This window comes from Bacillus sp. NPDC057893 (assembly GCF_042796455.1).
GTDB lineage: Bacteria > Bacillota > Bacilli > Bacillales > Bacillaceae_G > Bacillus_A.
Genome location: NZ_JBHVNG010000001.1, coordinates 455,863 through 469,442, shown reverse-complemented (window position 1 = coordinate 469,442; position 13,580 = coordinate 455,863). Strand labels below are relative to the sequence as shown.

The window sequence follows — 13,580 nt, the reverse complement described above, 5'->3', positions numbered from 1 at the left end:
ACAACAAATTATAACAAAGAATGTATTTTCCAAGCGAACAAAAATTCGCTTTATGTAAAAGAAACCTCTAACCGCTAATCGGCAGAGGCTTCTCGTGTTATCCTAAATAATCTAATTTCTTACCACTGTGATATACTTCATCAATTGTAGCGCCGCCTAAGCACTCATCTCCATCATAGAAAACAACTGCTTGGCCTGGCGTAATCGCACGAATTGGCTCATCACAAAGAATACGAACTGTATTTTCATCAACGATTTGAACCGTTACTTTATTGTCTGCTTGACGATAACGGAATTTCGCTGTACACGTAAATTCTTTTTCCTTCGCTTTATTACTTACCCAGCCTACATTCGTAGCAATAACTTCATCACCATACAGAAGTTCGTTATGGAATCCTTGGTCAACATATAAAATGTTTTCTTTCAAGTTTTTCCCAACAGCAAACCATGGATCACCATTACCACCAATACCAAGGCCATGACGTTGTCCAATTGTATAGTACATTAAACCATCATGTTTCCCTTTCACTTCACCAGATAATGTTTGCATCACACCTGGTTGCGCCGGTAAATAGTTACTTAAGAAATCTTTAAAGTTACGCTCACCGATGAAGCAAATACCAGTACTATCTTTCTTCGCCGCTGTCGCTAAACCAGCTTCTGTCGCCATTTCGCGAATTTGTGGTTTCTTTAATTCACCTAATGGGAACATTGTTTTTGATAGTTGCTCTTGGCTTAATTGATTTAAGAAATATGTTTGATCTTTATTGTCATCAACGCCGCGAAGCATTTTATATTCGCCGTCCATATAAGCAACGCGTGCATAATGACCTGTTGCTACATAATCAGCACCAAGTGCAATTGCATGCTCTAAAAATGCTTTAAATTTAATTTCTTTGTTACACATTACATCTGGGTTTGGTGTACGACCAGCTCGGTACTCATCTAAAAAGTACGTAAATACTTTATCCCAGTATTGTTTTTCAAAGTTTACTGCATAATACGGAATGCCGATTTGGTTACACACTTCAATTACATCATTGTAATCTTCTGTTGCTGTGCAGACACCATTTGCATCTGTATCATCCCAGTTTTTCATAAAAATTCCGATTACATCATAACCTTGCTCTTTTAATAAAAGAGCTGCTACAGATGAATCGACGCCACCGGACATCCCGATGACAACGCGTGTTTCGTGAGGTAGTTTGTTCATCATGTCACCTCCCATGCTAATTTTGTGTTAATCGCTTCACGATTTTCACTGTTTCGTACGCCGCTTTTTCAATTTGCTCTTTCGTATTTCCAAGACCGAAACTAAAGCGTACGGATGAACGTATTTGATCGGAGTCTTTTCCGAACATCGCCACTAATACATGTGATGGATCAATCGAACCAGCTGTACAAGCAGAACCACTTGATACTGCAATGCCAGCTAAGTCTAAGTTTACAAGAAATGGTTCAATATTCATTCCTGTAAAACTTACATTCAACACATGTGGTAAGCGATATTCCAAGTTTCCGTTTACCTCGAAAGTAATGTCTTCATTTTTGAAGACAGATACCATTATATCTTTAAACTCTTCATATTGGGCATTTTTTTGCTCACGAGTTTGTTCAGCTAGCAAAATTGCTTGCTGAAGTCCGGCAATACTAGGTACATTTTCAGTACCAGCACGGCGTTTTCTTTCTTGCTCTCCGCCTATTAATAACGGTTCAAACTTCACATTTGCACCAGCATATAGGAACCCGACACCTTTTGGTCCGTTAATTTTGTGAGCTGAAATTGATAATAAATCAATTCCAAATTCTTTCACATCAATCGATAATAAACCGTAGGCTTGTACAGCATCTGTGTGGAAATAAGCTTGATGTTCTTTTAACAGCTTACCTATTTCCGCAATTGGTTGCATTGTCCCTACTTCATTATTCCCGAACATAATAGATACAAGAATCGTCTCTTCTGTTAGTGCCTTTTGCATGTCAGAAACTTGAACACGCCCTGTTTCATCAACAGGTAAATACGTCACTTCAAATCCTTCACGCTCTAACAATTCACACGTATGTAAAATCGCATGATGTTCAATTTGCGTTGTAATAATGTGGTTACCTTTGTGACGATTCGCGCGCGCTACACCTATAAGTGCTAAATTATCAGCTTCTGTACCACCGCTCGTGAATATAATTTCATTTGGACTCGCGTGAATGCTACGTGCACACACACGTCTCGCCTCATCTACCGCATGGCGCGTTTGACGCCCATAAAAGTGAATACTAGACGGGTTTCCAAATGTTTCTGTCATATATGGAATCATCTTTTCGACCACTTCTGGGTGAGTCGGAGATGTCGCAGCATGATCTAAGTAAATGCGTTCCATTAAATCTCCTTCTTTCCAAATCGTTTCACAAGGAATTAAATGTAAAACATATAGCCCCCGTGATTTTCTTCCTCATAACGTACTAAATCTTCTAAAGTTGTACTATCTAATACTTCTTGCACCGCATCACGAACACGCATCCATAATTGGCGTTGTGCTGGTTCTTCTTCTTCTATCATTTCTACAACACTAATTGGACCCTCTAGTACACGGATTACATCTCCAGCTGTAATGTTGACTGGCTGATCAGATAATACATATCCGCCATATGCCCCGCGCGTACTCTTTACAAGACGAGCGTTACGAAGTGGTGAAATTAATTGCTCTAAATAATGCTCAGATAGGTCATGTGCCTGCGCAATTGATTTTAATGAAATTGGGCCTTCACCAAACTTTTTTGCAAGGTCGATCATAATTGTTAAGCCGTAGCGGCCTTTCGTTGAAATCTTCATCTATTTGCACCTCATTTCAAATTTTCACTTCTATTGGTTATATCTTATTTATCCCGCTATTTGCGGGCAGTAAAACTCCCACCTCAAAATTCGGCTGGAGCAAAGAAGTTAGGTGGGGGATGAACAAAACCCCCACTGATTAAAGTTTCACTTTATAAAAAAACACAATTTAAAATCCTATGAAATTATAGCATAATATAGTATTATAAGAAATTTCAACTTGTGTATCAAAATGATAACATAAAATCACATTGAAAAACTCGGAAATTATTACAATTGAAAGAAAAATGAAAATATTAATATTCATTTTTCCCACAAAACAGCATCCTATTTCAAATTTCATAAAAAAAAAATGATACGATAGAATGAGATTATACATTAAGGGAGAGGGTCAAATGAAACAACCACTCGCACATCGAATGCGCCCTACAAATATTCAAGAAATTATCGGACAACAGCATTTAGTTGGTGAAGGCAAGATTTTATGGCGAATGGTCCAAGCAAATCATTTTCAATCAATGATTTTATATGGTCCTCCAGGCACAGGAAAAACATCAATCGCTAGCGCAATTGCAGGAAGCACTGGAACCCCGTTTCGCCTCTTAAACGCTGTTACTCATAATAAAAAAGATATGGAAGTTGTCGTACAAGAAGCGAAGATGCATCGGCACCTCGTTTTAATTTTGGATGAAGTTCATAGGCTAGATAAAGCAAAGCAAGACTTTCTATTACCCCATTTAGAAAGCGGACTTCTTACTTTAATTGGTGCAACGACAAGCAATCCGTTCCATGCTATCAATTCTGCTATTCGAAGTCGTTGTCAAATCTTCGAATTACACGCATTAACAGAAGATGATATTTTAATTGGCTTAAAACGAGCGCTTGAAGATAAAGAAAAAGGGCTTGGGGAATATGATGTAACTGTTACGGATGAAGCATTACATCACTTTGCAAATGCGTCAGGCGGAGATATGCGCTCAGCTTATAATGCACTTGAACTAGCTGTTTTATCTAGCTTTACAACTGACGACAAAGCCGCGGAAATTACACTTGAAATCGCAGAAGAATGCTTACAGAAAAAGAGTTTCGTTCACGACAAAGGTGGCGATGCTCACTATGACGTTTTATCTGCTTTTCAAAAATCAGTACGCGGAAGTGATGTGAACGCCGCACTTCATTATTTAGCACGTCTTATTGAAGCTGGTGACTTACAAAGCATCGGTAGACGTCTGCTTATTATGGCATATGAAGATATCGGACTTGCTAGCCCACAAGCTGGACAACGTACACTTGCAGCGATTGAATCAGCTGAACGGGTCGGCTTCCCAGAGGCACGCATACCACTTGCAAATGCTGTTATTGAACTTTGTCTATCACCGAAATCAAATTCGGCCTATAAAGCACTCGATGCCGCACTACACGATTTACGTAATGGCCAAACAGGCGATATTCCAAGTCATTTAAAAGATAGTCATTATAAAGGAGCCGAATCGTTAGGAAGAGGCATCGGATACTTATATCCACACGATCATCCAAACGGGTGGGTACAACAACAATACTTACCTGATAAAATTAAAAACAAGCAATATTACAAACCGAAAACGACAGGGAAATTTGAACAAGCACTTTCTACTGTTTATGAAAGATTACAAAGTTCGCATAAAATGAAGAATAAAGGGTAATATAAGCGAAAACGTCACCATTACGGAGGCTTCGCTTATGAAAACACGTCAAGATGCATGGACAAAAGAAGACGATCTCCTTTTAGCAGAAACTGTTTTACGACATATTCGCAGCGGAAGTACACAAATAAAAGCATTCGATGAAGTTGGTGATACATTAAACCGAACTTCAGCAGCTTGTGGCTTTAGATGGAATGCTGAAGTAAGACCATATTATGAAGATGCGGTGCAAATTGCAAAAAAACAACGTAAAGAATTAAAGCGTTCGGAAGCTAAAATAGAAAAAGAGCAGTTCACACAAACTCGGCAGCTCGTAATCGATGCCGAGTTTTCAGAAGATATTGCCCCAAATAAACAAGATCTTACAATGCAAAATGTCATCTCATTTTTGCAAAACTTGGAGCACAATAACCCTTCACTCGCAAAGTTACAAACTGAAAATGACGTATTACAAGATCAGCTCACTTCCCTGCAAAAAACGAATAATGAACTTGAAGCAAAATTAGCTGTTCTCACAAAAAAACAACAAGCAATCGAAGAAGATTATGCAATGCTTGTTAGAATTATGGATCGTGCTCGAAAACTTGTTTCGGTCGAAGAACAAGAAGAGCAAATTGCTCCGATTTTCAAAACCGACCAAAATGGAAATTTAGATATTATATATTCTGCAGAAAACTAAAAACAGGGATGTCACTTTTTCAACTTAGTGACATCCCTGTTTATTTTCCCCTTGGTGAAACAGCACCACAGTAAATGAAATTATATTAACAATTCGACATCAATATTTCTTTAAAACATACAAAAAGCATATACCCTAGGCGGATATATGCTTCCTTTTTATTCTTGCCCTACACGCTTCACTTCTACGTTTTTAATACGTTCACGTACAACGTGACTTGCCATAATTAAGCCTGCCACAGATGGTACGAATGCATTTGAAGAAGGTGGTAATTTCGCTTTACGAATTTTTGCATTTTCGTCTGGTACGATTTCTTTACGTACTTCCTCACGAATTACGATTGGGTTTTCGTCAGAGAAGACAACTTTTACACCTTTTTTAATACCATCTTTACGAAGCTTCGTACGAATTACTTTCGCAATTGGATCTGTATGTGTTTTTGAAATGTCCGCAATACGGAAACGAGTTGGGTCCATTTTATTTGCCGCACCCATACATGAGATAATTTTAATTTTACGACGTAAACATTGTTTAATTAAATGAATTTTGAACGTAATCGTATCAGATGCATCTACTACGAAATCTAAACCGTGTTTAAAGAACTCTTCATATGTTTCATCTGTATAAAACATCTCTAGTCCAATTACTTCACATTCCGGATTAATGTCCGCAATACGCTCTTTCATTAATTCTACTTTTGAACGTCCTACAGTAGATACTAACGCGTGAATTTGACGGTTTACGTTTGTAATATCTACAACGTCTTTATCAACTAATACAAGACGTCCTACGCCAGAACGTGCTAGCGCTTCTGCCGAAAATGACCCTACGCCGCCAATTCCTAAAATACCGACTGTACTATTTTTTAATATTTCAAGGCCTTCTTTTCCGAAGGCTAATTCATTACGTGAAAATTGATGTAACATTCAGCTCTACACTCCTATTACAAAAATGGTCTACCATGTATTCTAGCGTTTTTCCGACTATTTGTATAGAAAAAGTTATAGAATTCCTAAAAATACATATTTCAAACAAGGAAAACATAATGTAAACCGGACTTTTTAAACAACCTCTTCAATATACGTTTAAAAAGGAGGATTCAGAGAACCGAGCAGCACTTATGCTAGGAGGAGCACAGTGTAGGGGATACTACTCGAGCACCGGACTAGCATACGTAACGATGAAATGCGACGGTTATCTAAACCGGACTTTTAAAACTTCCTCTATAAAAAAAGTCTAGACGGCTATAGTATAACCATCTAGACTCTATTCTTACTTCTCTTCTTTCACGTTCAACTTCAAGTTCAGTTCTTCAAGCTGTGCTTCTGCAACTGGGCTTGGAGCTTCTGTTAATAAGCAGCTTGCGCTTGCTGTTTTCGGGAATGCAATTGTATCACGAAGGTTCGTACGACCTGCAAGTAACATAACAAGACGGTCTAAACCTAATGCGATTCCGCCATGTGGTGGTGTACCGTATTCGAATGCTTCTAATAAGAATCCGAATTGTTCTTGTGCTTCTTCTTGTGAGAATCCAAGTGCTTTGAACATTTTTTCTTGTACGTCACGCTCGTAAATACGAAGTGATCCACCACCAAGCTCATAACCGTTTAATACAAGGTCATATGCTTGTGCACGTGCTTTTTCTGGTGCTGTTTCTAATAGTTCAACATCTTCACGGAATGGCATTGTGAATGGATGATGAGCTGCGAAGTAACGATCTGCATCTTCATCGTACTCAAGAAGTGGCCAATCAGTTACCCATAGGAAGTTAAATTTACTTTCGTCAATTAGCTCAAGTTCTTTACCTAAACGTAAACGAAGTGCACCTAAACTATCTGCAACAACGCTCTTCTTATCTGCTACGAATAGTAATAAGTCACCAGCATCCGCTTCTAATGTACTCATTAACACGTTTGCATCTTCTTCACCGAAGAATTTCGCAATCGGTCCTTTTAAGCCGTCTTCTTCAACTTTAAGCCAAGCTAGACCTTTTGCACCGTATACTTTTGCGAATTCAGTTAATGCATCGATGTCTTTACGAGAGTATTTGCTCGCTGCACCTTTTGCGTTAATCGCTTTTACTTGTCCGCCGTTTTCTACAGCACTTGTAAATACTTTAAATCCACAACCTACTGCAAATTCAGATAGGTCTTTTAGTTCCATTTCAAAGCGTGTATCCGGCTTATCAGAACCAAAGCGAGCCATTGCATCAGCATATTTCATACGAGGGAATGGTGCACTAACTTCTACACCTTTTGCATCCTTCATGACTTTCGTCATCATACGCTCCATCATTTCTAAAATTTCATCTTGTGTTAAGAATGATGCCTCGATATCAATTTGCGTGAATTCCGGTTGACGGTCCGCACGTAAATCTTCGTCACGGAAACAACGTGCTACTTGATAGTAACGCTCAAATCCACCGACCATAAGAAGCTGTTTAAATAGCTGCGGAGATTGAGGTAATGCATAAAATTCACCATCATGCACACGGCTTGGTACTAAATAGTCGCGAGCTCCTTCTGGCGTGCTCTTCGTTAAAATTGGTGTTTCAACTTCTAAGAACTCTTCTGTATCTAAGAAGTTACGAATTGTTTTCGTTACGTCATGACGCATTTTGAATGTGTTGAACATTGCAGGACGACGTAAGTCTAAGTAACGATATTTTAAACGCACATCTTCTGATGCATCTGTATCATCAGCAATAATGATTGGCGTTGTTTTCGCTGCGTTTAATACGTTTACTTTCGATGCTTGTACTTCAATACGACCAGTTGCCATATTATCATTAATTGCGCCTTCACCACGTTCAACAACTGTACCTTCTACGTGTAATACGTATTCGCTACGAATCGTTTCTGCTACTTCTAACGCTTCTTTTGATGTTTCTGGATTAAATACAACTTGTACGATGCCTGTACGGTCACGTAAGTCGATAAAGATTAATCCACCTAAATCACGGCGTTTTTGTACCCAACCTTTTAATTGAACTGTTTGTCCAACCGCTTCTACTGTTACTTTTCCGCATGCATGTGTTCTTTCAGCCACTTTAAGTTCCCCCTATATTAATTTCTCTGCTACATATGAAGCAAATACATCTAACGCTACTTCTTCTTGTCCGCCTGTTGCCATATCTTTTAAGTTAATGATGCCTTTATCTAGCTCATCTTCCCCTAATACAGCTACGTATTTCGCATTTAAACGATCTGCAGATTTAAATTGTGCTTTCATTTTGCGATCTAAATAATCTTTTTCAACTGCTAGTCCAGCTTTACGAAGATCAAACGCAATTTTCGCAGCTTGGTCTTTCGCTTTTTCACCAAGTGCTACAACGTAACAATCAATACTATGTTCAATTGGTAACTCAATATTTTCAGCCTTCAGCGCCATAATTAAACGCTCAATACTCATCGCAAAACCGATACCTGGCATTTCCGGTCCACCGATTTCTTGTACAAGTCCGTTATAACGGCCACCGCCACTTAATGTTGTGATAGCACCGAAACCTTCTGCCTCACTCATAATTTCAAAAACAGTGTGTTGGTAGTAGTCTAAACCACGTACTAAATTCGGATCTTTCTCAAATGGAACATCCATCATCGTTAGTAGTTCTTGTACTTTATCGTAGTATACTGCTGAATCTTCGTTTAAGTATTCTGTAATAGATGGTGCCGTGCTCATTAATTCATGATTACGGTCCTTCTTACAGTCTAAAATACGAAGAGGATTTTTTTCTAAGCGAGATTGACAATCAGAACAGAATTCTCCGATGCGCGGCTCAAAGTGAGCAATTAACGCATCACGGTGTGCTTGACGGCTCGCTGCATCACCTAAGCTATTTAATACAACTTTAATATTTTTCAAGCCCATACCGCGGTAAAACTCTACAGCAAGTGCAATTACTTCTGCATCAATTGCTGGATCGTTACTACCAATTGCTTCAATACCGAATTGTACGAATTGACGATAGCGACCTGCTTGTGGTCTTTCATAACGGAACATTTGGCCGATATAGTATAATTTTGTTGGTTGCGTTGCATCACCGAACATTTTGTTTTCAACGTAAGAACGTACAACAGGTGCAGTACCTTCTGGACGTAATGTTAAACTACGCTCTCCACGGTCTTGGAATGAGTACATTTCTTTTTGTACGATATCTGTCGTATCACCAACACCACGTAAAAATAGCTCTGTGTGCTCAAAAATTGGTGTACGAATTTCTTTATAATTGTAACGACGGCAAATGTCGCGCGCTTGCCCTTCGATATACTGCCATAACTCAACGCTACCCGGAAGGATATCTTGCGTTCCGCGTGGGATTTGAATAGACATATTCAGTTCCTCCTCAAATTGTTTTAATCTTAATAAAAATAAAAAAACTCCCGTCTCTACTGTTTAAACAGTAGGGACGAGAGTATTATACCCGTGGTGCCACCCTAATTGAAGCACGTATGCTTCCACTTTTTTAATAACGCTTAAATATGCGTTCATCTCTACTAAGCATATACGCTGTTCAAGTTGAAACCTACAGAGTGTCATTCAATCAGTCATCATGTAGAAATGTTTTCAGCCTAAGACATTTCTTCTCTTTACATGTGTGTCTCATTTACTCTTCTCTATCAACGGTTATATTCATATGTAAATATAAAATTACTATACGTTTGTTGAGTAGGATTGTCAAGTGCTCTAAGAGCGTTCAATCTGCTTCTTTAGACGCTTTACATCTTGAAGAGAAATTCCGAACTCAGAAGCAAGTTCCATTGAAGTATTGTTTTGCTCTTTTGAAATAAAATCATGAAAATTCACGTTAAACAGTTGATTTGCACCATTTGTAACAGAATGCCCTTTTTCATTCATACGCATACTATATCCCTCACATTCAATATGGATGTTTTACTTTTTATTGTTCCATATTGATGAGTTAGTTATACGTACAAACAAATAACGTTATTCCATACTACTCTTATATAAGTAATCCGCTCTTTGAATCATAAATAATGTTACAACCATTGCTGCAATTACAAATACTACCCAAGTACTGTAACTTAACACTGCGAAAGTAACTCCTAATGCATGTAAAAGAATAGCTAAGCTCAATCGCAATGAAAACTTCAAATCTTTAAAGATTGACCAATTCATATACTCTCTCCCCTTTCCACACATACATTCAAATGCTTTTACCATTTTTTAAATTATACTATATACTTAATGACCCGAGCTATTGATTCCAAATAAACATTAATATTCGATTTACAACAATAATAATAGCCAGTCCGCTCGCCAGCATAGGATGCTTCAAATGATACAACGCTGCAACACCTATTCCAAACACGATAATTTCTAACAGTGCATGCAATATACCTTGTACTTCCCATTCTGCATGTGGTGCTCCAAATAACGCCCATATGACAGCAACAATAATCGGAAGAATAATCGCAAGTGTAATTTTTATAGCCGTTATTGTTCCTACTCGAAATCCCCAGTACCCAACAATCCCAAGAACACATAACTCTAGCATAAAACGTAAAGCTATATTGAATTCTTGAAGCATGCTACACCTTCTTTTCCTTTTATTACCTTCAAATTAATCCTATGATAAATGAACAAAACATACAACAAAGTATAAAAAAGAGAGGATCATATAATCCTCTCTTCCCCGGCAACACTATTTACTTTCTACAATTAAGGTCACCGGACCATCATTGATTAAAGAAACTTCCATCATTGCTCCAAACTTCCCTGTCTCTACGTGCAGTCCTTGTTTACGAACTTCTTCATTAAAGAAATCGTATAAACGCTCTGCATAATCAGGTTTCGCAGCATCCATAAAGTTTGGCCGTCTTCCCTTGCGGCAATCTCCGTATAATGTAAATTGCGAAATAGATAGAACTTGTCCTTCTACATCAAGTACAGAGTGGTTCATCTTTCCGCTCTCATCTTCAAAAATACGTAGGTTTGCAATTTTTTCTGCAATATAAGTTGCATCTTTTTCTGTATCTTCATGCGTAATGCCAACTAGTAATGTTAAACCGAATGGAATTTGTCCTACAATCTCACCATCTACTGTGACAGACGCTTCCTTTGATCGTTGCAAAACAACTCTCATCTTTTCTACACTCCCTATTAATGCATCATGCGTCGTACAGCATAAATTTCTGGAACACGTTTAATGCGCTCCACTACTTTTTTCAAGTGTTGTAAGTTTCGAATAGAAATCGACATATTAATCGTCGCCATCTTATTACGGTCACTTCTACCAGAAACAGCTGAGATATACGTCTTCGTTTCTGTAACAGCTTGTAATACTTCATTCAATAAACCACGACGATCATAGCCTGAAATTTCAATATCAACATTGTATTCAATTTCTTTTTCAGGGCTACCTTCCCAATCTACTTCTAGTAAACGCTCTACCGCTTCTTCTGTATGAACATTTACACAATCACGGCGGTGAATCGATACACCTCGGCCTTTCGTAATATACCCAACAATATCATCACCCGGAACTGGGTTACAGCATTTTGATAAACGAATTAACAAATTATCTGCACCACTTACCTTTACACCAGAATCCCATTTTCGAATTTTCATCGGTTTACGAACTTCTTTAACTTCAACGATTTCTTCTTCTTCACGTTGTTTACGGAACTTGTCCGTTAGTCGCGTAACAATTTGTGCAGCTGTAATTCCGTTGTATCCAACTGCTGCAAACATATCTTCTTCATTTGCAAAGTTAAATTTCTCAGCAACACGTTTTAAATTATCAAGCGCTAATACTTCTTTCATCTCATACTCTAAGCCACGCACTTCTTTTTCAACAAGCTCACGGCCTTTTTCAATATTTTCATCTCTACGTTGCTTCTTAAAGAATTGACGTATTTTATTTTTCGCATGAGATGTTTGAGCAAGTTTTACCCAATCTTGACTCGGGCCATACGAATGTTTCGATGTTAAAATTTCAATGATGTCACCCGTTTTTAATTTATAATCAAGGGTCACCATTTTCCCATTTACTTTTGCACCAATTGTTTTATTCCCGATCTCTGAATGGACACGATACGAAAAGTCAATTGGAACAGATCCAAGTGGTAATTCCATTACATCGCCTTTCGGTGTGAAGACGAATACCATGTCAGAGAACAAATCAATTTTTAATGATTCCATAAACTCTTCTGCATTAGAAGCTTCATTTTGCCATTCTAATATTTGACGGAACCAAGTTAGTTTCTTCTCTAATGTACCAGTTGTTTCTGCTGTTTTCCCTTCTTTATACGCCCAGTGTGCCGCGATACCGAATTCTGCAATTTCGTGCATTTCTTTCGTACGAATTTGCACTTCTAGCGGATCACCTTTCGGTCCAATTACAGTTGTATGAAGAGATTGATATAGATTTGCTTTCGGCATTGCAATATAATCTTTAAAACGACCTGGCATTGGCTTCCAGCACGTATGAATAATTCCAAGCACCGCGTAACAATCTTTAATACTATTTACAACGACACGTACAGCTAATAAATCGTAAATTTCATTGAACTGTTTATTTTGCAATGCCATTTTACGATAAATACTGTAAATATGTTTTGGTCTTCCAGAAATCTCAGGTTGAATTGAAACCTCTTTTAATTTCTCACGAATACCAGTCATTACTTCATCTAAATATTCTTCACGCTCTGCACGTTTACGCTTCATTAAATTTACAATACGATAATATTGCTGCGGGTTTAAATAGCGAAGTGACGTATCCTCTAACTCCCATTTAATAGTACTAATTCCGAGTCTATGTGCTAAAGGTGCAAAAATTTCTAACGTTTCATTCGCAATGCGACGCTGCTTCTCTTGAGGCAAATGTTTCAATGTACGCATGTTATGAAGACGATCAGCTAGTTTAATTAAAATAACTCGAATATCTTGAGCCATTGCGATAAACATTTTGCGATGGTTTTCTGCTTGTTGCTGCTCATGGGATTTATATTTAATCTTTCCAAGCTTTGTAACACCATCAACAAGCATAGCGATTTCTTTATTAAATTCTCGTTCAATATCTTCTAATGTAATTTCTGTATCTTCCACTACATCATGCAAGAAACCTGCCGATACTGTAGCCGGATCCATGTGTAAATCAACTAAAATACCTGCAACTTGAATTGGGTGAATAATATATGGTTCACCCGATTTTCTATATTGTTCGCTATGTGCATCACGCGCATATTCATAGGCACGTGCCACTAGCTCAATATCTTCATCCGCTAAATATTGACTTGCTTTCTCGAGTACCTGTTCAGCTGTTAGTACTTGCTCATTTGCCATCGAATCACCTTTTATTGAAAATTGACTTTATCTTTATTGAATAGAATAATTTATATTCTATCATTATAACCCAATGATTGTGAAT

At 38.0% G+C, this 13,580-nt stretch carries 13 protein-coding genes and 1 other annotated feature; of the genes, 2 read left to right on the top strand and 11 right to left on the bottom strand.

What is annotated here, in order from left to right; all coding sequences use genetic code 11:
- Positions 1 to 97: 97 nt before the first annotated feature.
- Genes mnmA through cymR form a run of 3 tightly spaced genes read right to left on the bottom strand, consistent with a single transcriptional unit; the run spans position 98 to position 2,827 of the window.
- The gene (gene mnmA / locus ACFVQC_RS02590; protein WP_002160392.1) at positions 98 to 1,213 is read right to left on the bottom strand and encodes a tRNA 2-thiouridine(34) synthase MnmA; all 1,116 of its coding nucleotides are present in this window, start codon (positions 1,211 to 1,213) and stop codon (positions 98 to 100) included.
- Positions 1,214 to 1,229: 16 nt separating this feature from the next.
- Complete coding sequence (locus tag ACFVQC_RS02585) at positions 1,230 to 2,375, bottom strand: cysteine desulfurase family protein (RefSeq protein WP_377897376.1); 1,146 nt, start codon at positions 2,373 to 2,375, stop codon at positions 1,230 to 1,232.
- A 35-nt stretch (positions 2,376 to 2,410) separates the two neighbouring features.
- The gene (cymR, locus tag ACFVQC_RS02580; RefSeq protein WP_000704117.1) at positions 2,411 to 2,827 is read right to left on the bottom strand and encodes a cysteine metabolism transcriptional regulator CymR; all 417 of its coding nucleotides are present in this window, start codon (positions 2,825 to 2,827) and stop codon (positions 2,411 to 2,413) included.
- Between the two features lie 395 nt (positions 2,828 to 3,222).
- Between cymR and ACFVQC_RS02575 the strand changes: the two genes are divergently transcribed.
- The gene (locus ACFVQC_RS02575; protein ID WP_002111985.1) at positions 3,223 to 4,509 is read left to right on the top strand and encodes a replication-associated recombination protein A; all 1,287 of its coding nucleotides are present in this window, start codon (positions 3,223 to 3,225) and stop codon (positions 4,507 to 4,509) included.
- 37 nt (positions 4,510 to 4,546) lie between these two features.
- Entirely contained in the window at positions 4,547 to 5,188 is a 642-nt protein-coding gene (locus tag ACFVQC_RS02570; RefSeq protein WP_016106217.1) for an RsfA family transcriptional regulator, read from the top strand.
- A 158-nt stretch (positions 5,189 to 5,346) separates the two neighbouring features.
- Here ACFVQC_RS02570 and ACFVQC_RS02565 read toward each other — a convergent pair whose 3' ends face one another.
- The 8 genes from ACFVQC_RS02565 to relA all read right to left on the bottom strand — a co-directional run bounded on the left by ACFVQC_RS02565 (position 5,347) and on the right by relA (position 13,495).
- Complete coding sequence (locus ACFVQC_RS02565) at positions 5,347 to 6,114, bottom strand: tRNA threonylcarbamoyladenosine dehydratase (protein ID WP_000903181.1); 768 nt, start codon at positions 6,112 to 6,114, stop codon at positions 5,347 to 5,349.
- Positions 6,115 to 6,460: 346 nt separating this feature from the next.
- On the bottom strand, positions 6,461 to 8,236 hold the full coding sequence (gene aspS, locus ACFVQC_RS02560) for an aspartate--tRNA ligase (RefSeq protein WP_377889414.1): 1,776 nt from the start codon (positions 8,234 to 8,236) through the stop codon (positions 6,461 to 6,463).
- A 12-nt stretch (positions 8,237 to 8,248) separates the two neighbouring features.
- Positions 8,249 to 9,520 (bottom strand): histidine--tRNA ligase, encoded by a 1,272-nt coding sequence (gene hisS, locus ACFVQC_RS02555; RefSeq protein WP_002145627.1) that lies wholly within the window; start codon positions 9,518 to 9,520, stop codon positions 8,249 to 8,251.
- Positions 9,521 to 9,589: 69 nt separating this feature from the next.
- Positions 9,590 to 9,820: a binding site (T-box leader), on the bottom strand.
- 54 nt (positions 9,821 to 9,874) lie between these two features.
- The gene (locus tag ACFVQC_RS02550; protein WP_001242605.1) at positions 9,875 to 10,051 is read right to left on the bottom strand and encodes a hypothetical protein; all 177 of its coding nucleotides are present in this window, start codon (positions 10,049 to 10,051) and stop codon (positions 9,875 to 9,877) included.
- Positions 10,052 to 10,135: 84 nt separating this feature from the next.
- Positions 10,136 to 10,327: a damage-inducible protein DinB gene (locus ACFVQC_RS02545; RefSeq protein WP_219920372.1), complete on the bottom strand. Its 192-nt coding sequence runs from the start codon at positions 10,325 to 10,327 to the stop codon at positions 10,136 to 10,138.
- 79 nt (positions 10,328 to 10,406) lie between these two features.
- The gene (locus ACFVQC_RS02540) at positions 10,407 to 10,739 is read right to left on the bottom strand and encodes a YrdB family protein (RefSeq protein ID WP_377889417.1); all 333 of its coding nucleotides are present in this window, start codon (positions 10,737 to 10,739) and stop codon (positions 10,407 to 10,409) included.
- Positions 10,740 to 10,853: 114 nt separating this feature from the next.
- On the bottom strand, positions 10,854 to 11,294 hold the full coding sequence (locus ACFVQC_RS02535; RefSeq protein WP_046197788.1) for a D-tyrosyl-tRNA(Tyr) deacylase: 441 nt from the start codon (positions 11,292 to 11,294) through the stop codon (positions 10,854 to 10,856).
- 17 nt (positions 11,295 to 11,311) lie between these two features.
- A complete protein-coding gene (relA, locus tag ACFVQC_RS02530) occupies positions 11,312 to 13,495 on the bottom strand; it encodes a GTP diphosphokinase (RefSeq protein ID WP_377889421.1) in 2,184 nt (727 codons plus the stop codon).
- Positions 13,496 to 13,580: the final 85 nt, after the last annotated feature.